Source organism: Meridianimaribacter flavus (genome assembly GCF_004366715.1).
In the GTDB taxonomy this organism is placed as follows: domain Bacteria; phylum Bacteroidota; class Bacteroidia; order Flavobacteriales; family Flavobacteriaceae; genus Gaetbulibacter_B; species Gaetbulibacter_B jejuensis.
Genome location: NZ_SOQZ01000009.1, coordinates 1852 through 26345, shown reverse-complemented (window position 1 = coordinate 26345; position 24494 = coordinate 1852). Strand labels below are relative to the sequence as shown.

Annotated in this window: 22 protein-coding genes; 5 read left to right on the top strand and 17 right to left on the bottom strand. The window is 33.2% G+C overall.

The window, feature by feature from the left end; all coding sequences use genetic code 11:
- Positions 1–105: 105 nt before the first annotated feature.
- From A8975_RS14120 to A8975_RS14090, 7 genes are all read right to left on the bottom strand, one after another.
- On the bottom strand, positions 106–1752 hold the full coding sequence (locus A8975_RS14120; RefSeq protein ID WP_134201319.1) for a serine hydrolase domain-containing protein: 1647 nt from the start codon (positions 1750–1752) through the stop codon (positions 106–108).
- Positions 1753–2017: 265 nt separating this feature from the next.
- On the bottom strand, positions 2018–2743 hold the full coding sequence (locus tag A8975_RS14115; RefSeq protein WP_134201317.1) for a hypothetical protein: 726 nt from the start codon (positions 2741–2743) through the stop codon (positions 2018–2020).
- A gap of 239 nt (positions 2744–2982) precedes the next feature.
- Complete coding sequence (locus tag A8975_RS14110; protein ID WP_243832994.1) at positions 2983–3348, bottom strand: VOC family protein; 366 nt, start codon at positions 3346–3348, stop codon at positions 2983–2985.
- 182 nt (positions 3349–3530) lie between these two features.
- On the bottom strand, positions 3531–3977 hold the full coding sequence (locus A8975_RS14105; protein ID WP_134201315.1) for a DoxX family protein: 447 nt from the start codon (positions 3975–3977) through the stop codon (positions 3531–3533).
- Positions 3978–3988: 11 nt separating this feature from the next.
- The gene (locus A8975_RS14100) at positions 3989–4342 is read right to left on the bottom strand and encodes a SnoaL-like domain-containing protein (RefSeq protein ID WP_134201313.1); all 354 of its coding nucleotides are present in this window, start codon (positions 4340–4342) and stop codon (positions 3989–3991) included.
- Positions 4343–4433: 91 nt separating this feature from the next.
- Positions 4434–5018 carry a Crp/Fnr family transcriptional regulator gene (locus A8975_RS14095; RefSeq protein WP_134201311.1) on the bottom strand — a complete coding sequence of 195 codons (585 nt, stop codon included), beginning with the start codon at positions 5016–5018 and terminating at the stop codon, positions 4434–4436.
- A 317-nt stretch (positions 5019–5335) separates the two neighbouring features.
- The gene (locus A8975_RS14090) at positions 5336–5617 is read right to left on the bottom strand and encodes a hypothetical protein (RefSeq protein ID WP_134201309.1); all 282 of its coding nucleotides are present in this window, start codon (positions 5615–5617) and stop codon (positions 5336–5338) included.
- Between the two features lie 133 nt (positions 5618–5750).
- On the opposite strand from A8975_RS14090, the gene A8975_RS14085 reads away from it, so the two are divergent.
- Entirely contained in the window at positions 5751–6584 is an 834-nt protein-coding gene (locus tag A8975_RS14085) for a tyrosine-type recombinase/integrase (RefSeq protein ID WP_134201307.1), read from the top strand.
- A 51-nt stretch (positions 6585–6635) separates the two neighbouring features.
- Here A8975_RS14085 and A8975_RS14080 read toward each other — a convergent pair whose 3' ends face one another.
- From A8975_RS14080 to gcvT, 5 genes are all read right to left on the bottom strand, one after another.
- Entirely contained in the window at positions 6636–7382 is a 747-nt protein-coding gene (locus tag A8975_RS14080) for a YebC/PmpR family DNA-binding transcriptional regulator (RefSeq protein ID WP_129761865.1), read from the bottom strand.
- Positions 7383–7444: 62 nt separating this feature from the next.
- Positions 7445–7735: a 4a-hydroxytetrahydrobiopterin dehydratase gene (locus tag A8975_RS14075; protein WP_134201305.1), complete on the bottom strand. Its 291-nt coding sequence runs from the start codon at positions 7733–7735 to the stop codon at positions 7445–7447.
- Between the two features lie 210 nt (positions 7736–7945).
- Positions 7946–8788 carry a sugar nucleotide-binding protein gene (locus A8975_RS14070; RefSeq protein ID WP_134201303.1) on the bottom strand — a complete coding sequence of 281 codons (843 nt, stop codon included), beginning with the start codon at positions 8786–8788 and terminating at the stop codon, positions 7946–7948.
- Between the two features lie 22 nt (positions 8789–8810).
- Complete coding sequence (locus A8975_RS14065; RefSeq protein WP_134201301.1) at positions 8811–9725, bottom strand: glutaminase; 915 nt, start codon at positions 9723–9725, stop codon at positions 8811–8813.
- Positions 9726–9728: 3 nt separating this feature from the next.
- Positions 9729–10811: a glycine cleavage system aminomethyltransferase GcvT gene (gene gcvT, locus A8975_RS14060; RefSeq protein ID WP_134201299.1), complete on the bottom strand. Its 1083-nt coding sequence runs from the start codon at positions 10809–10811 to the stop codon at positions 9729–9731.
- A 302-nt stretch (positions 10812–11113) separates the two neighbouring features.
- Between gcvT and A8975_RS14055 the strand changes: the two genes are divergently transcribed.
- Positions 11114–12592 (top strand): aminopeptidase P N-terminal domain-containing protein, encoded by a 1479-nt coding sequence (locus tag A8975_RS14055; RefSeq protein ID WP_134201297.1) that lies wholly within the window; start codon positions 11114–11116, stop codon positions 12590–12592.
- Here the strand turns inward: A8975_RS14055 and A8975_RS14050 are convergent.
- From A8975_RS14050 to thrA, 4 genes are all read right to left on the bottom strand, one after another.
- Positions 12589–12855: a DUF202 domain-containing protein gene (locus A8975_RS14050; RefSeq protein ID WP_134201295.1), complete on the bottom strand. Its 267-nt coding sequence runs from the start codon at positions 12853–12855 to the stop codon at positions 12589–12591. The genes A8975_RS14055 and A8975_RS14050 overlap by 4 nt on opposite strands.
- Positions 12856–12971: 116 nt before the next feature.
- On the bottom strand, positions 12972–14261 hold the full coding sequence (thrC, locus tag A8975_RS14045) for a threonine synthase (protein ID WP_134201293.1): 1290 nt from the start codon (positions 14259–14261) through the stop codon (positions 12972–12974).
- Entirely contained in the window at positions 14258–15181 is a 924-nt protein-coding gene (locus tag A8975_RS14040; RefSeq protein ID WP_134201291.1) for a homoserine kinase, read from the bottom strand. Before A8975_RS14040 ends, thrC begins: the two co-directional genes overlap by 4 nt.
- A gap of 1 nt (position 15182) precedes the next feature.
- Complete coding sequence (gene thrA / locus A8975_RS14035) at positions 15183–17624, bottom strand: bifunctional aspartate kinase/homoserine dehydrogenase I (protein WP_134201289.1); 2442 nt, start codon at positions 17622–17624, stop codon at positions 15183–15185.
- Positions 17625–17902: 278 nt separating this feature from the next.
- Between thrA and A8975_RS14030 the strand changes: the two genes are divergently transcribed.
- Complete coding sequence (locus A8975_RS14030) at positions 17903–19459, top strand: NAD(P)H-hydrate dehydratase (protein WP_134201287.1); 1557 nt, start codon at positions 17903–17905, stop codon at positions 19457–19459.
- Between the two features lie 45 nt (positions 19460–19504).
- Here A8975_RS14030 and A8975_RS14025 read toward each other — a convergent pair whose 3' ends face one another.
- A complete protein-coding gene (locus A8975_RS14025; protein ID WP_134201285.1) occupies positions 19505–20863 on the bottom strand; it encodes a TlpA family protein disulfide reductase in 1359 nt (452 codons plus the stop codon).
- Positions 20864–20989: 126 nt separating this feature from the next.
- Between A8975_RS14025 and hutH the strand changes: the two genes are divergently transcribed.
- Positions 20990–22501, top strand: coding sequence for a histidine ammonia-lyase (hutH, locus tag A8975_RS14020; RefSeq protein ID WP_134201283.1), 1512 nt, complete (start codon positions 20990–20992; stop codon positions 22499–22501).
- Positions 22502–22897: 396 nt separating this feature from the next.
- Positions 22898–24494 (top strand): hypothetical protein (locus A8975_RS14015; RefSeq protein WP_166667479.1); only part of this gene is annotated, 1597 nt, incomplete at its 3' end.

Below are 24494 nucleotides of genomic sequence, written 5' to 3'. Positions count from 1 at the left end.
TTAGTTTTTAATCGCAAAGTTAGAAAATAAATCCCTACAAAAGCTTCGGGATAGTTTCAACACCCAAACCTTGGCATTGAAGATTCTCATTGTAAGCCTTTGTAATTATACTTTCTCAAATACAATTCCCTTAATTTTTAAACCAATTATCTTTTCATTGTTATCTCTCGTAAAAGTTAATAGGTCTGATGAATAGTTAAAGGCATCTTTGTATAGTGGCTCTATATCATTTTTCCAAGCACCATTTCTACCAAAAACAAAAAGTATACCGTCTAATAATTTGACTTTTTTACTGATTTGGAAATCTGCATTAAAGTATTGTCCTTCAAATTCTTTTAATTGCTTTTCGTTGTAAGTAGTAGGATTATATTCTTTAAATAACCAAGGTAATTCGTTTTCAGAATCATAGTATTTATAACTCTTTCTATCATATTTTAAGTCAAATATAACTAGCTTATCATTAAACATAAATTGATGATTTCCAATAGGCTTTAATTTTGTTATTTCATCTCCATCAGTCGTAAATACAGTAAGTTCATCATTTTTAAGTTGTATCGTGTTTATTTTGATTGACTCGACATCGCTACCAGTAAAGAGATAGCTTCCTTCATACAATTTTAGCTGTTTTTTTGAAAGCTTTACTTTTTTCTCCCTTTCGTTATTTTTTGCTTGATTATTGAAATTATTGTTAGGAATGTATAAATCAACTAACTGAAAAAACTGTTCTTCAAAATCTGAATCAAAGGTATTTTGTGTAGTAAAAAACATCATATCTAAATCAGGAAAATAAAGGTATTTTGATACAAAGCCGCCTAAAATCATTCCGTCAAAACCAAATGCTTGATAGTTATTATGAGTTTCAAACTCTACGCCTAAACCATAATCGATAATATTACCATTATTTAACTTGGCTTTGGTATGCATTTTTTTATATAATTCAGGATGTTGAATTTTTACTTTCTGTAAACCTAGATGCCACTTAAAAATATCTTTTGGGGTTGTAAGTACTTGCCCGTCTCCATTGTAAATAAAAGCGTGTAAGTGTGTTTTGTAGAAATCGCCTTCATCTTCTATATATCCAATTGCCCTGTTTTTAATTATAGTATAAGAACTTGATTTCTTTATGGTATTTTCCATTCCGAATGGTTCAAAAACATCTTCTTGCATAAATTCCGCAAACGGTTTACCTGAAACTTTGGTTATAATATCAGCAAGTAAAATATAGTTTGAATTGGTGTATTGAAAGTACTCTCCTGGTTTGAAGTTTAATGATGTTATTTTTGTAATAAAATTAATCATTTGCGATTGAGTAAGTAAATCATTCTTAGTTAAATCCGCCATTCCAGCAATACCATCTACTTCTTTGATGCCACTTGTTTGATTTAATAATTGCTCAATGGTCGGATTTCCTTTTTGGTATCGAGGCAGGTTATAGATGTATTTATAAGCAGGTTCTTTAATAGATATTTTACCTTGTTTTTCTAGCAAAAGTATTGCGTATGCAGTAAATTGTTTAGCAATTGAACCGATGTCAAAAACTGTTTTGTTTGTAATTGGTATGTCATAATCCAAATTTGAAATTCCGTATTGTTTTTCCAGTAAGATTTTTTCGCCTTTAGATATTAGAATTGAAATACCAGGTGCGTTATCTTTTACTTGATAAATTTTGTCTACTTGTGAATCTAGATTTTGGCAAAATCCAAATGTTGGTAGTAGCGTAAGTAAAATAAGTGCAGTTCGTGTTATGTTCATTTAAATTCTTTTGCTGTAAAGACTGAATATATTTTCTGTTGTTACAGTTGGTGTTTCTTATTATGGCTATCTCTTGCATTAAACCCAACGTTTTTGGCTATGATACGTTGCGGAAAAAATCCGCAGGATTCTTTCCGCCGAAGCTGAAAGATAGCAAATTGCAATGAAATTCCGATAGGAATTTCAGCCGCAATGGATTATAGCCGTTGTTGTAAGTAGTTTTTTATTCAGTTCAAATAATATTTCTCTTTTCCTTAAGCTCCACTTATTGTTTTCCACTAGGAACTTCATACGTAGTTTCAACAATTTCGACTTTAGGATGTTCTTTAGTGTATTCATTAATTATTAGGTCACTTATTTTTGAGGCCTTATCTAAGTTATAAACAATCTCCAGCTCAAATATATGATTGGTGTCTTTTATGTCAACTAATTGAATCGTGTAACGATTTATTGTACGCCATTCTGGTATTATTTTTAATGCTGCAGTCCAACGTAAATTTTGTAACTTATTGAAATTCGGTTGTAACTTATTTTTAAAAGTATCCCATTTACTATCATTAACGTAATTTTGAATATTAGAGATTGAGTCTGCTTGCATAAGGTCTCTTATAAAGTCATGCAACTCAATAAATCGCTTACGTTTTAGCTTATTTTCTAAATGCTGAATATTAAAAACAGCAAATAAACGGTTATAATCTGAACAGGCTTGGGATAGATATAAATTTAGATATCCATCGTATAAATGATTTTTAATACCTTTCTTTTCCAATTTTTTCTGATGTCTAATACTTTCATTAGCTGGCTCGAGGCCTTTTTTTATTGTTAACATAGTTGCTTGTCTAGAATGCATGTCTTCTATAGCGGTTTCACTTTGTTCAATCTGTTGACATATAAAATTTGCTTTAGCATTCAAATAAATGTCTTTTCCAGATTGTGCTTGTTGAGCATATAATAATCCTGGAAGAAAAGAGAGAAGTAATAGAAGTTTCATTTGTGTGTTTTATTGATGATTTAGATTGTGCTTATTTGCTATTTTAGTTTGAAGATAGAAAATTTAGTTCTATTTTTCTTAGGTTGGTCAAAATTACTTACAACGGTCTCGTATAACCGTCAGTTACGGGTTAAAGTACGCAAATTTTTCGGTTTAGCACTGACGTTAGCAATTCCGAGTGGATTCGGACGTAGTCGAATCCGCCGTAATTGCGGTTATACATTGTTGGCAACTGGCTTTCATTTTTTCAAATCTTGTCCAAATTGTAACATATATCCATTATTGTCATAAATAGCAAATTCTCTCATATCCCATTCAAAATTTTCTATTTCGTATGCTATTTTTACTTTATCCTTTAATTCATTCCAAAGCTCGTCTGCGTTTTCAACTCTAAAATAAAAAGAACCTGTAAAATTCGGTTTTTCAAAAGGTGTGTGTTCGTTTGGTTTGGCAATCATTATTTCCACGTCTCCATTATAAATACCTGCCCAATTCCATTCATCATTTTTATCACCACAAATAAATTTCAGTTTCTCAGTATAGAATTTTATTGTTTCCTCTATATTTTCAGTCCAGAGCATCGGTGTTAATTTTGATGGTTTCATCTTTTGCTTATTGTTTTAGTTTCGTCTTTTTTTCAGCTTGTTGCCAACGTGTTTGTATATGGTTTGTTGCGTGGTTTAAGCAACTAATTTAGTAAATAATTACCGACCAAGAAAGTCCGCGAGGACTTTCGTAAGTAGGCGATAAGCCAGCAATAAATTATATACGGTGTTAGGCACTGGCTTTATGCGTTCACTTTCATACTCCTGTCCATTGAATATTTACCTCCTCCAATAATTGTAAGGGCTAATGCAATTCCAATCCATAAGATGAAATATTCGTAGCCTTCTCCAGCTTGATTACCAAACCAGTTCATAAAGAACCCATTTTCTATGTGAGAAGTGAATGTAATTCCAAGTGCCAATAGAATATAGAAGAGTGCAATAATTCTTGTCGCAAAACCTGCTAATAATGCTATCGCACCAATAGATTCAAGTACGATTACCAAAAATCCGATAATCCAAGGTAGTCCGACCGTTTCAGTAAAAAAGCCCATTGTACCGGAAAAGCCATAACCTCCGAACCAACCAAATAATTTTTGAGCTCCGTGTGGAAAAATGACTATTGCAAGTGTAGCTCTTAATATAAGTCCAATGTAAGAATCGTTTGTCTTAAATATTTTGTTTTTCATAATCTTGAATTTTAAGAGTTGTAGTAAAATTTTTCACGGATGATTTGACCGTCTTTCCATTCTTGAACGGAAACTTGAGTGTAGTTTCTTTCTCCCCAATCTTTATGATTATAGTCGTAATGCCATTCTACCATTGAGACACCTTCTCCTACGCTGACGTTTAGTGGTTTTGCACCTCGAAATTCCACGATAGAGGAAAAAAATTCCTTTTCCCGTTCTCTATTGTTTTCTTTTCCGAGAGTTGGTTGATTTTCATTTTCTTGCATTGAAACGTCTTGATGATAATACTTCTCAAAAGCGTCCATTGCTTTTCCTTGAAGAACTAAATCGTTCAGGTCGCTGATTTTTTCTAATAAACTTGCCATAATTTTTATGTTTAAATTAATAACACAAAGTTCTATGACTTGTTAGCGAATAAAAATAAGGTAGGTTAAAAAAGAAGGTTAATCTAGATTACTATTGTTCTGCAATAATTTGACCTCGAATCTTGCTTAAAAATTCCTTGGTGATTCCTAGGTACGAAGCAATCAGATATTGCGGAACTCTTTGTTCGATTTGCGGATAGGTATTCTTGAATTCCAAATACCTTTCTTTTGCAGGAAGGCTGAAATTTCTAACTATACGTTTTTCGGATGCCACAAAAGCCTTTTGTATGATAATTCTAAAAAACCGTTCAAGTTTAGGGATTTTTTGATACAGAAATTCCATTTTCTCGAACGAGAATTGAATGACCTCGGTGTTTTCGATACATTGTACGTTGTAATCCGCTGGTTTTTGGGTCAGAAAACTACCTAGGTCGGCAGTCCACCAATTTTCTATCGCGAATAGCACTACGTGTTCTTGTCCCTCGTTATCTACGTAAAATGTTTTTAGACAACCTTTAATAACAAAACTTTCAAAACGGCAAATGTCGCCTTGTTGAACAATATATTGTCCTTTTAAATATTTTCGGTGTGTCGTATTCTCCAATAATAGATTTATCTCGTTCTGTGTTAAACGTACATATCGATTGATGTATTCTATGAGTGGATTATTGTTCAATGTCGGTTGTTTTTTCAGCTTGTGCCTAACGGTTTCGGCTATTAAGTCGTTGCGTAGTTCGAGACTGTTAAAATTTGGTTTGCAACGACGTAATTTAAAACATAGGCTTTTAAAAGTATGCCCAAAATAGCAATGATTTATAGCCTGTGTTGTGTTTAGTTTTTATTTATTTATGTCAGATTCCAAAAGTCAATCATTCGATAGTTATTTAGATGAAATAAGTCCTCTTTGGGAAAATTTCAAGTCTGTAATTACTAAACATCCAAAAGATACATTCAAGTTTATTCAGTCAGATAAAGGTGAATGGCTTTTAGAAATCAACTTTGATCTTTTAGGACTTCCAAAGGAGACAACAATGAGTTCTCTTTACAAAGAGTAGATATATCTATCTTTATTATTGTTGATGATTGTCTTAATAGGAACCCCACACATTGTAATTGATATTTTACCTTAATTTTAGTTGCTTCAAATTTTTCAATTTTATACGGATAATTTTCTCCAAAATTCTTTCCGATTATTTTGTCTGAATAATACCGAATAAGACTATCAATTTCTTTTTCCGTGTAAATTTCAATTCTCTTTTTCTCACTATCTTTCATCTATCGTGGTTTTTAAATTAAACACAACGTTAGTATATACACAAATATAAAAAAAAGTACTGTTATTCAATTAAATATAAATGGTTATCTACACCTTTTAGTATATTTGTGTATAACTATTTAAATTAAGGTTATGTCGTACCTTGTAAAGTTTCAAACTATTTTAGAATTAAAACGCTATAGTGATAATACAATTAAGGTGTATATTAATTTTATGAAAAAGTTTAAGGAAACTTTAAATGTCCAAGATGAAAAACTTGAGCTCTTAAGCGATATTGATGTCATAAATACTATTGTAAGAATGGTTAAGGTGTCTGTATATAGCATGTCTTCGCAAAAACAACTAATAGGTGCGGTTGGTTTGTTTTATAAGGAGCTGTGTGGTAGAACTATTGATTTTTCAAGTATTTATCCTACTAGACGAGAGCACTATTTGCCGCATATTTTATCCAAAGAAGAGGTTAAGGATATTTTGCAGAGTGTTGACAATATGAAACACAAAGCTGTTTTGGCAACTATTTATGGTTTGGGACTTAGGGTGAGTGAGGTTATCGATTTGAAAATTGAAAATATTGACAGCAAAAGAATGATTGTTCATATACAAAATGCCAAGGGAAAAAAGGATAGAGTAGTTATGCTGCCTGTTAAACTACTTAAATTATTGCGCGTTTATTTTGTAGAGTTCCATCCAAAGGTTTACTTATTTGAAGGACAAAATAAAGGAAAGTATAGTGCATCTAGTATACGGAAAATATTTAAAAATGCCTTGGCTAAGGCACAAGTAAAAAAACCAGCTACTGTACATACTTTAAGACATACCTTTGCTACTCATTTGCTTGAAAATGGAACTGATGTAAGGATTATACAAAAGTTGTTGGGCCATAACAACATTAATACTACATTACAGTACACACAAGTGGCTCAAACTACTATTGAAAGTGTAAAAAGTCCTTTGGATTTATTGTAATAAAAAAGAGGAGTTGAACTCCTCTTTTTTAATGCTTTTTATTAACTACTTTTACTCAGCAGTTTCTTCCATAGTGTGATATACGTTTTGTACATCGTCATCTTCTTCAAGCTTTTCTAAAAGTTTTTCTACATCTTCAGCTTGTTCTGCAGTAATTGCTTTGGTAACTTGTGGTATACGCTCAAACCCAGAAGATAAAATTTCAATGTTATTGGTTTCTAAATAGGCTTGTATTTTTCCAAAACTTTCAAATGGAGCATAAATCATTACACTGGTTTGCTCGTTTCCATCAGCATCTTGGTCAGTGTCTTCAAATACTTCTTCTACACCAAAATCAATGAGCTCCAATTCTAGTTCTTCAAGATCTATTCCGTCACTTTTTACTTTAAAGTTACAGGTATGGTCAAACATAAACACTACCGAACCTGATGTGCCTAAACTACCATCACATTTATTAAAATAGCTTCTTACGTTTGCTACTGTACGTGTATTATTATCAGTTGCAGTTTCAACCAAAATAGCAATACCATGTGGTGCATAGCCTTCAAATAATACTTCTTTATAATCGCCTTGGTTTTTATCGGACGCACGTTTTATAGCACGTTCAATATTATCTTTAGGCATGTTTACCGATTTGGCATTTTGTATTACTGCTCTTAACCTGGAGTTACTGTCTGGATCAGGACCACCTTCTTTAACAGCCATTACAATATCTTTTCCAATACGTGTAAAGGCTTTACTCATTGCAGACCAACGTTTCATTTTTCGCGCTTTACGAAATTCAAAAGCTCTTCCCATAAATTGTTACTTAATTTAAAATTTTGACCAAATGTAATAAAAATGTAGCGTTGTAAAAACAACTATTCTTGAACTTCTACAATTGCTTCAATAGCTTCGGCTAGTTTAAAATCTTTTTCGGTAACGCCATTGGCACTATGTGTTGAAAGTGAAATGGTAAGTATGTTGTACACATTGGTCCAGTTTGGATGGTGGTTTTGCGCTTCGCATTCAAAAGCTATTCGGCTCATGGCACTAAAGCAGTCTTTAAAATTATCGAATTCAAACTCTACATGAATAGCGTTTTCGTAATATTCCCAGTCAGGGAAACGCAATAGTTTTTTTTCTATAGCATCTTGGGTAAGGAGTGTCATAAAAGTTAAATAATTTGGTTACCCTTAAAGGTAATAAATTATTGGTTAATTAACGTGAATAATATGAGTCACTTCGAGTAAAATTCTGCAAGAATTTTGTGTCTAGAAGTACGTTTTTGATAGAAATTTTCTTGTTTTCGATACAAATTCCACTCATTTTAATAGTAAAATTTACTCTAACTGACGAAAATTTTTTATCCGTTATTCACGTTAACTATTGTGTTGTTTTTCCAACTCTTGCAAAACTTGCGTACTTGATATTTGTAAGTGCTTTGGTAGCAAATTGTATTTAGGTAATACCGCTAAGTATCTATCTTCATTAGTGGTAAAAACATGCTTGTAGTTAACACGCTTTTGGGTGTGAAGTTTTACAATGTCTTTTATGAACTCATCATGATGCACTAAATCGGTACTTCCTAAATGAAAGATGCCATATTTATTACGATTGATAATATAATGTACTTGTTGGGTAATTTTACTGTCAGTAGTCACATTCATGATAACATTAGGGAAAATTTCTACTGAAGTCCCTTCTAAAATGTGCTGTTGAATTTCCTTTATTCTAGGACATTGTACGCCTAATACTATTGGAAGTCTTAAGATTACTACTTGCTGCTTTGGAAGTCGCAAGAGCATGTTTTCAACTTTAATTTTAAAGTGTCCGTAAATACTGTTACTAAAGGTTTTATCGAGCTCATAACTTGGAAATTTGCTATAAGCATCAAATGCATTTGCTGAAGAAATGAATATGATTTTACAGTTTTTGTTAGTTTGAAGATACTCAGAAATGTGTTTGTGCGCTGTTACTTGTGCATGAAAATCGCCTCTAAGTGCTGAAACAATAATGGTGGGTTTTACAGCTTCAATAATTTCAACAACATCGTCTTCTTCAACATCATACTGAAAAAAATGTTGGTTCTTTTCAAACTCACGTTTAGCAGTTCGGTAGGTACCAAATGTTCTAAAATATGCACATAGCTCTTTGTAAATGGCGTTACCTAAAAAACCACTTGCACCAAGAATTAAAACAGTATGTTTGTTTTCGTTTTTCATTTATACTTATAAACTAAACGTTTTAAAATATAGATTGGTTGGCGAGTGTAGTAAATTGCTCTAAGGCTTTCATGCCAAGTTTAGAGTTTCCGCGTTCATTTAATCCAGGAGACCAAACTGAAATTACAAACTCATTAGGAAGTAAGGCTACAATACCACCACCAACGCCACTTTTTCCTGGTAAGCCAACCTCAAAAGCAAACTCTCCAGCTTCATCATAAAAACCACAGGTAAGCATTATAGCGTTAATACGTTTGGCTTGACTTTTAGTAAGTCGTGCTTTATTAGCAAGACATTTTCCTTTATTAGCAAACAAATGAAAAGCCTTTGAGAGTTGTGCACAAGACATTTGTAATGCACATTGATGAAAGTAAAAGTCTAAAACCACCTCAACATCATTATTTAAGTTGTTGAATGATTTTAATAGATTAGCAGCAGCATAGTTGTTAAAACCTGTTTCTTTTTCAGATTGAGCGACCTTGTAATTGTAATCAATAGTGTTGTCTCCAGTAATATCTCGTATGTAATTTAAAAAATCAGATTTTGGATTTTCTAAATTAGACACGAGAATATCAGCAATTACAATGGCTCCAGAATTAATAAAAGGATTTCTTGGAATACCTTCTTCTAGTTCTAAAAGCGAAAGATGATTAAATGGGTTTCCTGAGGGTTCAACATCTAGTCGTTTCCATAAGTCTGTACCAATAATTGACATTGCATATGCCAAGGATAATACCTTAGAGATACTTTGAATTGAAAAGGACTTGTGCGCATCTCCAACCGCAAACTGCTCACCAGAGACTAATTGTAAATGAATACCAAAACTATTCAAATCTACAGTTGCCAATTCTGGAATATAACTTGCAATTTTGCCTTTGTTTTTATCCTTGGTAACTTTTTGATTTATTTGATTTAAAATGTTTTGGTAATCTATCATATTTTAACCTTTGTAAAATGGTAATTTCACTACGGTTGCAGGAACAGCATTTTTTCTAATTTGAATATTGATTTTGCTACCAGCATCAGCAAATACAGTTGGTACATATCCTAATCCAATACCTTTATTTAATGAAGGTGACATAGTCCCAGAAGTTACATTACCTATTGCTTTTCCTTGAGAATCTACAATGTCATATCCTTGACGCGGAATTCCTCTTTCGTCTAGCTCAAAAGCCACAAGTTTACGTTCAGCTCCACGACGCTTTTGGTCTTCTAAAGCTTCAGAGTTTGTGAAGGTTTTAGTGAATTTAGTAATCCAGCCTAAACCAGCTTCAATAGGAGAGGTTGTATCGTCTATATCATTTCCGTAAAGGCAATAACCCATTTCTAGACGTAGCGTATCTCTTGCTGCTAAACCAATTGGCTTAATGCCATAATCTGCTCCAGCTTCAAACACTTTGTCCCAAATTTGTTTAACTTCACTGTTTTTGCAGTAAATTTCAAATCCACCACTTCCTGTATATCCTGTTGCAGAAATGATAACATGCTCAATACCTGCAAAATCACCAACTACAAAATTGTAAAATTTAATGTCTGACAAATCATGACTAGATAAGGATTGCATAGCTTCAACAGCTTTTGGTCCTTGAATGGCTAATAACGAATAATCTTCGCTTAAATCACGTAGTTCTGCACCTACATCATTTTTAGATTGTAACCAGTTCCAGTCTTTTTCAATATTACTCGCATTTACTACCAATAAATACGTGTCTTCCTTAATACGATAGATAATTAAATCATCAACAATACCACCATCATCATTAGGCATACAGCTGTATTGCGCTTTTCCAACAGTAAGTTTTGAAGCATCATTGCTACATGTTTTTTGAATAAGCTCAAGCGCATGAGGTCCTTCAATTAAAAATTCTCCCATATGGCTCACATCAAAAACACCAACACCATTTCTTACGGTTTCATGCTCAATGTTTACACCTTCATATTGTACTGGCATATTGTATCCTGCAAAAGGAACCATTTTTGCTCCAAGAGCTTGATGTGTTGCTGTTAAGGCGGTATCTTTCATTTTAAAAATCTTTGGTTAGTAAATAAATTATTAGAAAAACAACAGCTAAAACCAAAATAACTGAAACTATTGCTTTTTTTGGATTTTTACTATTGGATAGTATTTCAACACTACCACCTAAAAACTCGATTATTAGTAGTAAAAATTCCTTCATCTATTCGCAAAAGTATATAAAATTATCTGTTTATTTAAACGCCTTAACACTTAAAAAGTTTTACAAAAAAATGTTAATGTAAAGCGATAATTATATTAGCAATACATTATTATTTATTTTTAATTTTAAAGACTAATTAAACAAACTCATGAGAATTTTATTTTCCGTATGTATGATGTTGTTAACCTTAACTGTAACAGCACAAAAAGGGTTGCCTGAAGATTTTTTAAGTTCAGAATTTCATAAAAATAGAAGAGAAGCTTTACGCACACAAATGCCAGAGAATAGTGTGGCTGTTTTCTTTTCAAATCCTGTTAGAAACAGAGCTAACGATGTAGATTATGTATACCATCAGGATCCTAATTTTTACTACCTCACAGGTTACAAAGAGCCTCATGCAGTTTTGGTGGTATTCTCAGAGTATCAAACCAATTCCGAAGGAAAACGCTACAACGAAATACTATATGTTCAAGAGCGTAATGCTAGAGCAGAACAATGGACAGGTTACAGGCTAGGAGTAGAAGGCGCAAAAGAGCAGTTAGGGTTTGAAATGGCTTTTAATGGAAAGGAGTTTTTAGAGTCAGGAATTGATTTTACTAGTTTTGATTCGGTGTTGTATTTCGATTTTAAAGATGACTATAGAGATTCTAAACGAAACACAGCAGATTTGTACAGTTTAATACAGTCGTTTAAACAGCAAATTCATGTGCTAGAAGCTTTTGATATTGATAACAAGAAAGATCAAATCGAAGAGGAGCAAGACACGCAAGTAGTGCAATCTAAAGTAAAAACAGATACACGAACCTTAGGAAGATTAATGGCAGGATTGCGAGAAGTTAAAACTGACGAAGAAATGGTGTTGTTAAAGAAAGCTGTGCGAATTTCAGCTATGGGACAACGTGAGGTTATGAAAGCAATGCATCCTAATATGTCTGAGACTGAAGTACAAGGTGTGCATGAATATGTGTATAAAAAGTATGGTAGCGAGTATGAAGGTTACCCTAGTATTGTTGGTGCTGGTCATAACGGTTGTGTACTACATTATATTGAAAACAATAAGACGAAACTCGGTAATGATTTAGTGCTTATGGATCTTGGTGCAGAGTATCATGGTTATACAGCAGATGTTACCAGAACCATACCTGCAAACGGTAAGTTTTCGAAAGAACAAAAACAAATTTACGATTTAGTATACGAAGCTCAAGAAGCTGGAATTAATGCTACTATAGTAGGAAACTCAACAAGAGATACTGATGCTGCTTCTAGAGAAATAATTAATAAAGGTTTGGTGAAATTAGGTATCGCTAAAAATGAAGCTGATGCTAGACAATATTTTCCGCATGGAACCTCACATCATATTGGACTTGATGTTCATGACACCAATTTAAGAGGAGCTTTTGTACCAAATATGGTGATTACTGTAGAACCAGGTATTTATATTCCAGAAGGTAGCGATTGCGATGAAAAATGGTGGGGAATTGCTGTTCGTATAGAAGATGATATTTTAATTACTGAAAATGGTCCAATCAACTTATCAGCAGAAGCTCCAAGAAAATCTGATGAAATTGAAGCTTTAATGAAAGAAGAAAGTGTATTATCTGGTTTACAATTGCCTAAATTAGATTAAGCTTTGTAAAAGTATTTTTTTAGTTTCCGCTTTACATAAAAGAATCGTAATGCTCCAATGAGTAATAACACAGGAGCAATAATCAACAAGGAATATCCAATAGGAGTAATTTCTTGTAAAATGGTAAGCTTTAATATAGCAACACCAGAGCTCACAAAAACGACAAAAGTTCTAAAATAGGCTAAAAATGTTCGTTCATTTGCTAATCTAGTGCGTTCAAGCGCAAGTGTATCAGTTGTTTTTAGTGTAAGCTGTTCTTTCATGATTTAAAGATAGCACTATTTACTCGATAATCGAGATTTAAATGCACCAAGGCTTGCCTAGAAATCAAAACTGCTTTTTCATTCATGCTTCCTGAGCTTGCTGAGACAGTTAACTTTTACAATAAAAACGCCTTTAAATCTTCGTAAGTTGAAATTTCTACTGAACGTTTTTTCTTTTTCATCACTTTTAAGATTTGCTCAGGTAAATCTATATTTTCTTTTATAGTATCTTCTACAACATCTAAAAACTTAGTAGGATGAGCAGTTTCTAAAAACACGCAGTGGTCATTTGGATTGTTTTTTAAATGCGATTTACATGCTAAATATCCAACAGCTCCGTGAGGATCTGCAATGTAATTATACTCATTGTATAACTCTTCAATAGCTTTAATAGTTTCTTCATCAGTAAAACTATAACCGCTTAATTGCTTTGTTAAGGTTTCAAAATCGTTATTATGTAATTCCTGAATACGTACAAAATTACTTGGGTCACCAACATCCATAGCGTTGCTTATGGTTTGTACTGAAGGTTTTGGTTCGTACTGTTGCGTTTGCAAATAATTATATACAATGGCATTAGCATTGTTTGCAGCAATAAAATGTTTAACAGGTAAGCCTAAACGTTGTGCCATCATACCAGCACAAATATTTCCGAAGTTACCACTTGGTACTGAAAACACAATATTGTCATAACTCTTGTGAAGTTGTTTGTAAGCAAACATAAAGTAAAATAACTGTGGTAACCATCGTGCTACATTAATAGAGTTGGCTGACGTGAGTTGCATTTTACTGGTTAAAGTGTCGTCTAAAAATGCTCGTTTTACCATAGCTTGACAATCGTCAAACGTACCATGAACTTCTAATGCTTTAATGTTTTTTTTAAGCGTAGTTAATTGTTTTTCTTGTATATCACTCACTTTTCCGCTAGGATATAAAATCACCACATTTACACCTTCAACACCTAAAAAACCATTAGCTACAGCGCCTCCAGTATCTCCTGATGTCGCTACCAAAACTGTAACTTCGTTGGTGTTATTCTGATTGAAATAACCCAAACATCTAGCCATAAAACGCGCACCAACGTCTTTAAAAGCCATTGTTGGACCATGAAATAATTCTAAAGTTGAAATAGAATCGGTTATTTTTTCAACAGGAAAATCAAACGACAATGTATCTTCTATAATGTCTTTTAAAATTGCTTCAGGAATATCAGGAGTCACAAACTGTTTGATAGCTTCAAAGGCAATTTCAGAATATGAAAGCGAATCAATAGACTTAAAAAAAGAGTCTGGTAAAGGAGTGATGCTCTCTGGAAAGTACAAACCTTTGTCTGGAGCTAGCCCTTTAATTACTGCATCCTTAAAAGTAGTGTTTGGTGCTTTTTTATTTAGTGAAAAGTAGTTCATGATAGTGTTTTTATTCCGTTAGGATTAATTTTTGAAACGTAAACTTTAAAATCTATTGTTGTGTTTTTATACACATTTTCAAAGGCTTCGGCAACTTGGTTTGCTGTTGTTTCTCCTTTGCTTAAAGCAAAAATTGAAGGTCCAGAACCAGAAATACCAACACCTAATGCACCAGATTGCATTGCAGAAGCTTTGGCAACATCAAACTGTGGTATAAGCTGTTTTCTGTGAGGTTCTACTATAACATCTTGCAATGAACGACTGATTAAATCATAGTCTGAAGTATGCAGTCCATGAACCAAACTACCAACATTTGCCCATTGTGTAATTCCGTCTTTAAATTGAATGTGTTTAGGTAAAATAGCCCTTGCTTCAGAAGTTTTTACCTCAATTTGAGGATGCACAATGGTTGCATATAAATCAGTAGGAGTAGGGAGTTCTAAAATTTCTAGAGGCTCTAAACTTTTTACCAAAGTAAATCCGCCAAATAATCCTGGAGCAATATTATCAGCATGTTCATTGCCACTAGCTACAGCTTCACCTTTCATGGCAAATGCTGTTAATTGCGTTTTATTGAAAGGTTTTCCTAGTAATTCATTTATAGCATACACAACTCCAGAAGCACTTGCTGAACTGCTACCAACACCACTTCCTGGTTTGATATGTTTGTAAATTTCAACATCGAAACCAAAGTTTACATTTGCTGCTTCTAAAATGGCTAAACCAGCAACACCAGCAACATTTTTTTTGGTCTCTAAAGGCAAATCATAACCTTCAATTTTACTAATGGTTATGCCTTTGGAACTTGTCTTTTTAATTACCATTTCATCACCAACACTGTCGAGGCAAAACCCAAGAACATCAAATCCGCAAGACACGTTAGCAACAGTTGCTGGTGAAAATATTTTTATTGAATCCATATTAGTCATTTCCGATTCTTATAATATCAGCAAATAAACCAGAGGCAGTAACATCTGCTCCAGCTCCAGCTCCTTTGATAATCATTGGTTGCTCTTTGTAACGTTGGGTGTAAAACATCACAATATTGTCTTTTCCTTCAAGGTTGTAAAATGGATGACCTTGCGGAATTTCCTTTAAACCAACTTTGGCTTTGCCTTCATTAAATTCGGCTACATATTTCAATTTAGAACCTTTTTCATTGGCTTGCGCAAATAGCTTTTGAAAATGTGCTTCGTCATCAATTAAAGTCTTATAAAAGTCATCAACAGAATCGCTTTCTAAATTGGCTTTCGTTAAAAAAGAATCGTTTGTAATGTCTTCCAGTTCCATAACGGTTCTACTTTCTCTGGCTAAAATCAATATTTTTCTAGCAACATCAACACCACTTAAGTCAATTCTAGGATCAGGTTCGGTATAACCTTCAGCTTGTGCTTGTTTTACCACATCATGAAACTTGGTTGTATCATTAAAATTATTAAAAACGAAGTTTAAACTTCCCGATAATACAGCTTGAATAGATGTGACTTTATCTCCAGAAGCGATAAGATTATTGAGAGTGTCAATAACTGGTAAACCTGCACCAACATTAGTTTCAAATAAAAATGGTGCGTTGTATTTTCTTGATAGATATTTAAGCTGATTATATTTGTCAAAAGTATCTGAACAGGCAATTTTATTACAAGCTACAACAGCAATACTTTCTTTTAAATAGTTAGCGTATAAATTTGCAACGTCTTTGTTTGCAGTAACATCTACAAAAATGCTGTTGCGTAAATTCAATGCTTTTGCAGTTTTGAAAAAGCCTTCTAAAGAGGCTGTTTCGCCAGTGTTTAAAACCGCTTTCCAGTTTTTAAGGGAAATACCATCTTCGTCAAAGACCATTTGTCTAGAGTTTGATAATCCAATAACTCTTAAATTGATTTTCAAATTGTCTTTAAGGTATTTTTTCTGTTGTTTAATCTGCTCCACCAAACGTTCTCCAACATTACCAACTCCTGTAATAAATACATTAAGCTGTTTGGTTTTTACTTCAAAAAACACTTCGTGTAATGTATTCAGAGCTTTTTTAACATCATGCTCAGAAATTACTGCAGAGATGTTTTTTTCCGAAGCTCCTTGTGCTATCGCTCTAACGTTGATGTTGTTTTTACCTAAAGTACTGAACATTTTGCCACTAATACCTTGATGACTTTTCATATTATCACCAATAAGTGCAACTATAGAAAGGTCAGTTTCAATAACAATAGGGTTAATTTTATGCTGAGTGATTTCGTACTCAAAAGCTTGGTTAATCTTTTCTTTAGCTTGATTAGCATCGGCTTTATTTACACCAAAACAAATAGAATGTTCTGATGATGCTTGCGTAATAAAAACCACGTTTATTTTATGATTAGCTAACACTTCAAACAAACGTTTTGAAAACCCAGGAATACCTACCATTCCGCTACCTTCAAGTGTTAATAATGAGATGTCGTTAATATTACTAATTCCTCTTACGGTAAGGTTATTGGTTTGTTCATGGGCAATGTAAGTACCATCAGCATCAGGTTCCATGGTGTTTTTAATCACTATTGGGATGTTTTTATCCAACACAGGTTGAACAGTTGGTGGATAAAGTACTTTTGCACCAAAATGGGAAAGCTCCATAGCTTCTTGGTAGGACAGCTTTTTGATAGGGTAGGCTTGCTTTACAAGTTTAGGGTTTGCAGTATACATACCGCTTACATCAGTCCATATTTCTAAAGTATCAGCTTCTAAGGCTGAAGCTACCAAAGCAGCAGTAAAATCGGAGCCTCCACGACCCAAGGTTGTGATTTCACCTTGTTGAGACTTCGATACAAAACCAGGAAGTATCGTTACACCTTGTGTTGTGCTACTAAAATACTCCTGAATATTCTTATAAGTTATTTGATAATTGACTTCGGCTTTAGTAAAGTTATCGTTAGTTATAATCAACTCTTGTGTGTTTTTTCTAACAACATCAATACCTCTTGATTTCATGGTTTCAGTGATGATGTAAGATGACAATAATTCTCCAAAACTTACTAGTTTATCAGACGTTTTTGGTGACAACTCATTTATCAAATAAATACCATCTAGTAAGCTTTTTAGGTTGTCTAATTTAGTGTTTAGTTTATCTGAAACTGCTTTATCAACATTTGGAATTAATCTAGATAATATATTTAAATGAATGTCTTTAATAGTTTTATATTCAGATAAATAACTTTCATCTTTTGTTTGAGCTAAGTGACCAGCTTTTAGTAATTTATCAGTTATTCCACCAACAGCAGATACAACACAAATTACAGGTTGACTTTTTTTATAGTCTTCTAATATTTGAATAACCTTTGTTATATTTTCAACAGAACCTACAGAAGTTCCTCCAAATTTTAATACGTGCATTTTATAATGACTTTAGTAAAAATAATATTGTTTATTTGTTGTGTTTAAAAAAACACATTGGACCGGAGAGAATATATTAATAGCAACCCAAACGGGTTGTAATAATAGATGTGAACACAGAAGTGCTAGCAACAAAAATTGCTGATGATATAAAGTTGGTATTTAATACTGTCTTAGTGTTCATATACCTTTCAAATGTATTATTTTTACTCTAATAAAAAAACTAATTAATTCTTTTTACGGAATTAACAAAAAATATAAAGACTTTTTAACAAATAATGAAAATATTATCCAAAGAACAGATATACGAAGGAGATAAACTAACAGCACAACGTCAAAACATATCCTCAACCGAGTTGATGGAGCGTGCTGGAACCCAAATTTTTAACTGGATACATATGCGTATGCAAGGAGCTCCTGTTCCTATTCATGTATTTTGTGGTATAGGAAATAATGGTGGAGATGGTTTGGTATTGGCTAGACATTTAATAAATCATGGTTATAATGTTTATACTTATGTTGTAAACTATAGTGATAAGCGTTCAAAAGACTTTTTGATTAACTATGACAGAATAAAACAAACCACTAAAGAGTGGCCTACATTATTAACTTCTGAAAAAGACTTTCCATCAATAACTCCAGAAGCTATTATAGTTGATGCTGTTTTTGGTATTGGTTTAAACAGACCAATTGATGACTGGGTTAAACACTTGTTTCAGCATTTTAGAGCGTCAAAAGCGTTTACCTTGTCTATAGACATTCCGTCAGGATTACTTACAGATAAAGTCCCTGAAAATGAAAACGATGTGGTTTGGGCTGGTTTTACCTTGAGTTTTCAAACACCAAAATTGGTTTTCTTCTTACCGCAAACTTCAAAATATACAGTACAATGGGAAGTATTAGATATAGGTATTGATTTAGAATACATTTATAATTTAAATACAGAAACTGAGCTTATAGGTAAACAAGAAGTTTTACCACTTTATCAACCTAGAGAAAAATTTTCTCATAAGGGAAGTTTTGGTCATGCTTTGATTATTGGTGGAAGTTATGGAAAAATTGGAGCTGTAACTTTGGCAAGTAGAGCTGCCTTGTCTTCTGGTGTTGGTTTAGTAACTGCTTTTGTACCTAAATGTGGTTATGTGCCATTACAGTCTTCATTTCCTGAAGCTATGGTGATTACTGATAAAGAGGAAGAATGTATTTCTGATATCTCTTTTGAAATTGAGCCAACAGCAATTGGAATAGGAGTAGGCATAGGAGCACATGATAAAACTGTTACTGCTTTTGAGGCATTTTTAAAAGCAAATACAAAACCTTTGGTTATTGATGCTGATGGATTAAACATACTTTCAAAGAAGAAAGCTTTATTGAAATTACTGCCAGAGCAAACCGTTTTAACACCACACCCAAAAGAATTAGAAAGACTTGTAGGAACTTGGAAAGACGATTTTGACAAACTAGAAAAAACCAAAGCATTCTCTAAAAAGTACAACGTAATTGTAATCATAAAAGGAGCAAATACAATAACCGTTTTTCAGGATAAATACTATGTAAATACTACTGGAAATCCTGGGTTAGCTACAGCAGGAACAGGAGATGTGCTTACAGGAGTTATAACAGGATTAATAACTCAAGGGTATCAACCGTTGGTTGCTTCTATTTTTGGAGTGTATTTACATGGTAAATCTGCTGATATTATTCTACAGGATTACGGTTATCAAAGTTTAATTGCAAGTCATGTTATTGAAGGTTTAGGTGAAGCTTATATTGATTTGTTTAAGCAGCCTGAACAGCCACAACAAGCAGAAAATGAAGAAGACCAAAACGCATAAAAAAAGCCACTGTATCAGTGGCTTTTTCATTTTATACAATAAGTATTAAATACTTAATTCTTTAAATAACTCAACTAGTTTAGGACTAGATGGTCTTGGTGCATCTGCACTTACAATGTTTCCATCAGGATCAACAAGAATAAATCTTGGAATTCCTTCAATAGCATAATCTTGTACGAATTGAGATTTCCAATCGTTATCTGCAAATAACTGAATACCACCTAACTCTTTTTCTTTAACCATTTCAACCCAAGTATCATGGTCTTTTGCAACGTCAATTGATGTGCTTACAAATTCAATATTTTTACCATGAAATTGTGCTTCAACTTCTTTTAAGAAAGGTATTTCGCGTTTGCAAGGTCCACACCATGTAGCCCAAACATCAATGTATACATATTTACCTTTTAAGTCAGATAAAGATGTAGTACCTCCTTTATGGTTTTCATATTTAGTAAATTCTGGAGAAGGGTTTCCTTTTGCCAATAGTTTAACTTTGTTGTACTTTTCTGTAAGCTTATCTTTAAATTCTTGGTCATCAGATAATGAAGAAACTCCATTGTAGTAAGCTTCAAGATTTTCGTTACCAGGAGAAACTTCATAAGCTAACATTTTAGCAAGGTCTTTTTTTATTGAAGGTGCGTTTAAAGCGCTTAGCTCTTTAAAAGTAGCTTCAACATTTTCACCACTATTTAATTTAGTGCTATAGTGGTTTTGAACCATGGCTTTGTATGCTGCTATGTTGTTATAATCTTCTTCATTAGTAAAGTCTATACCTTCTAATGGTTTCATAAAGTCGTCAGAAGCTTTGAAACCTTCTTTCTTAGCAAAATACTCGTGGTATGTTGGATATCTTTGTATGTTAGATAAATGATCGTACTTCAGGTTTTTAGTTTCCATAGCAACAAAATCTTCATCTAACACTCCAGAGTTTTTAAGTAATTCAGTTTTAGAAGTATTGAACTCATTGATTTTGTTTAAAAATTCTTCTTCTTCTAAAGCATATAATTCTGGTGTTCCTATTTCGCCTGATAGTTTTTCGTCATGTAACGATTTGCTTGCTAAGTAGTTATTGACTTCGGCGCCAACACCTGTATAGGCTATTGTTTCATCAAATTCTTTAGTGTTTAGTGTTAGATTTAAATCATAACCAGGAGCTAAATAAACGTTAGAGATTTCTTTACCGTCATTAAACATATATACGCCTGTATCTACACGTAATGTGTCGGCAAAAGTTCCATCTTCAGCAACGGCAATAGTTTTAGTGAAATCTCCACTACGCACAATTAGTTTGTCGCTATTTTTGTTTTCAATTTTTCCAGAAAACAGAGCATAGTCAACTTTAGGTTCTTCATTACAAGCCATAAGCAAAGTAGCAGAACTTAATAAAATTAGTGTTTTTTTCATGGGAGTTTGTTTTAGTTTACTCAAAAATAACAGAATATAGCTACAATTCATGATATTTTATTAATTATTAACATTAGTTGCATAATATATAAGGAATGTTGAATTTTGAGGCACTAAAATTTCATTATGGACTCCATTCATTATATATCTTCTGATATTTTACAATTATCAGATATTAATGATATAATACAATTACATAAAAAGATTGAACTCTCTAAAGAAGCAATCGATAAAATTTCTAAATGCAGAACCTACTTAAATGATAGAATGTCTTTACAAGACGAACCTATTTATGGTATTAATACTGGATTTGGTTCGCTATATAATGTAAAAATTTCTAAAGATAAGTTAACGCAGTTACAAGAAAACCTTGTGATGTCTCATGCTTGTGGTATTGGAGAACAAGTACCAAATGAAGTTGTAAAACTTATGCTCTTTTTGAAAATTCAATCTTTAAGCTACGGTTTTAGTGGTGTGCAATTGGAAACTGTAAACCGATTGGTAGATTTTTATAATAATGATATTTTACCAATAGTATATACTCAAGGCTCGTTAGGAGCTTCTGGCGATTTAGCACCTTTAGCACATTTGGCATTGCCTTTACTTGGAAAAGGTGAGGTTTATTATAAAGGTAGCATAGTAGCTTCTAAAAAAGTGCTTTCAGATTTTAATTGGAAACCAATTCAATTACAGTCAAAAGAAGGTTTAGCGCTTTTAAATGGTACACAATTTATGAGTGCTTATGGAATACATGTCCTTATTAAATCTTATAAAATTTCATATTTAGCCGATTTAATAGGTAGTATCTCAATTGACGCTTTTGATGGTAGAATAGAGCCATTTAGTGAATTGGTTCATTTAATAAGACCTCATAATGGACAATTAAAAACTGCTGAAAGAGTTAGAGAATTTCTTGAGGATAGTGAACTGATAAAACAAAAGAAGCAACATGTACAAGATCCATATTCATTTAGGTGTATACCGCAAGTTCATGGTGCAACTAAAGATGCATTGGAGTATGTACATAAAGTATTTAAGACTGAAATAAACTCAGTAACAGATAACCCAAATATTTTTATTGGTGAAGATCAAATTATATCAGGAGGAAATTTTCATGGTCAACCACTAGCATTAGCTTTTGATAACCTAAAAATAGCAATGTCAGAGTTAGGTAATATCTCAGAGCGAAGAACATTTCAACTTGTATCTGGTTTAAGAGGTTTACCAACATTTTTAGTTGACAATCCTGGATTAAATTCTGGGTTTATGATTCCACAATATACAGCAGCTAGTATTGTTAGTGCAAACAAGCAATTAGCAACACCAGCTAGTATTGATAGTATAGTTTCTAGTAATGGTCAAGAAGATCATGTAAGCATGGGAGCAAACGCAGCAACTCAAGCATATACATTAGTTGATAATGTAGGAAGGATTTTGGCAATTGAACTTTTCAACGCTTCACAAGCACTGTTTTTTAGAAAACCTAAAAAATCATCTAGCTTAATTGAGGCATTCCTAAAAGCCTATAGAAAGGAAGTGGATTTTGTTGATCATGATCAAATTTTTCATGAAATGATAAAAAAGTCTGTGCATTTTATCGATGATTTTTGCATTGAAAATGAACTGCTTTTCGATTAACTGCAAAAAAGAAATGTTTAACTGTTTATTTGTTAAAAAAAAACAAATTTTATTTGTGAGTCACTATTATAAAATATACTTTTGAAAGTAAATAGATGGTATTTCATATCGTTTATTTAGCGTAATATAAGCCCTTTTTACAAGAAAATTTTACGCATCTTACCTAAAATTGTTTAATAGCAGAACAATTGATTATTAGCACATTTATTGATTTTTTGAATGTTTACATTCAAGGAAAAGTTACTCTGTATTTCATTTATGCGATACTGAATAGCTTAATCATTTAGGTCCCAAACCTAACATTTTAACTATTAACCTCCATCTATGTTATGTTGGCAATTTTGCCAAGAAATAAATGTATAGATAATTTTAATTTTAATACCAAATGTTATGTTTATGAGCAATTTTACCCGTAGTAGAGGTTCAGCTATAAAATGGCGACCTACTACAAATTTATGGTGTTGTAGCATTGACTTTTTTACTAGGCATTTTAAGAGCATGAAGGCTTTGGCTTTTATCATGCTTTTTGTGTTTAGTTCAGGCTCAATGTTAGGGCAATCTAACGAACTGATGGAGCGAAGTACATACTTAAATAGATGTATGGATGAAGCTCCTGTAGGACCAACCGCTGCAGAAATGGGTGGAGTGTACGTCGAAATATGTGACGGAATTACGCCAACTGTAACTAAATCTTCAGCTTGGGTTCAACCGTCAACAGACTGTGATTGGGAAATCATCCACACTTATGATATTGTTTGTGGAGATTTTGAAGAGCAGTTTAAAATTCACTACACAGGAGGAGATCAAACAGCTCCAACTTTAAATGAAGATGCTGTTATTCCTTCAGGTGGATCAGACTTAAACGTTTGTTTTGACGAAATTCCAGAAGGACCATCTGAGTCAGATATTAGAGATCTTTTTTCTGATAACTGTGGAGATGTAATTGTTGTAAAGTCTGGAGAGCCAACAGGTAGTGATTGTGCTTGGAGTGTAACTTATAAGTACGAAATCACTGATGAATGTGGAAATACTGCTAGCCCTATTGATATTTCATATAGTGGAGGCGACACAGAAGACCCTGTGTTAGTTGGAGTTCCTGAAGATGAAACTGTAAGTTGTATTGATGAAATTCCGGATGCTCCACAAGTAACTGCTACAGATAATTGTGCAGACAACTTGGTAGTAACATTAGAGGAAGACGATTCAAACCTTGGAACTTTTTGTGATGGTGGAACATTAGTTAGAACTTGGACTGTAACAGATGAGTGTGATCATACTGTAAGTATGTCTCAAACAATAACTGTTGAGCCAACACCTGAAACATATTTCTTAAACACTCCTGATAACATAAGTATAAGTTGTGATGAGGCTGGTAGTTACCAACCTTCAAGTTTAGCTTATACAAATGGTGTTGACTCTGGAGCTTGTGCTATAAATGGTGAAGTTGCAGGAGAATTAAGTGGAAACTATACAGAGTGTGGTGGATACCTTAAAGTAACTTGGTCATATACAGATGAATGTGAAAGAGAGATTACCTATGTTCAAGATATCACTGTTGAGCCTGCACCAATGGCAGCTTTTGAGTCAGTATCTGATGAAGAAATTACTTGTGATGAAGCGGCATCTTATGAAGCAGGATACTTAGCTTATACTAATGATGCTGAGACTGAAGCATGCTTAATAGCAGGTGAAGTTGAAGGAGAATTAAGTGGAAGCTATACAGAATGTGGTGGAGAGCTAATGGTAACTTGGACGTTTATGGACGATTGCCAGAGAGAAATTACAGCTACAAAAACAATAACAGTATTACCAGCACCAGTTGCAGAATTTGCACCAGTAGAGGACGAAGAAATCACTTGTGATGAAGCGGCAACTTATTCAGCTGGATTCTTAACATATAATAATGGAGCAGAAACAGACGCTTGCTACATTTCAGGAAAAGTAAAAGGAGTAATTACAGGAAGCTACACAGAATGTGGTGGAGAGTTAATAG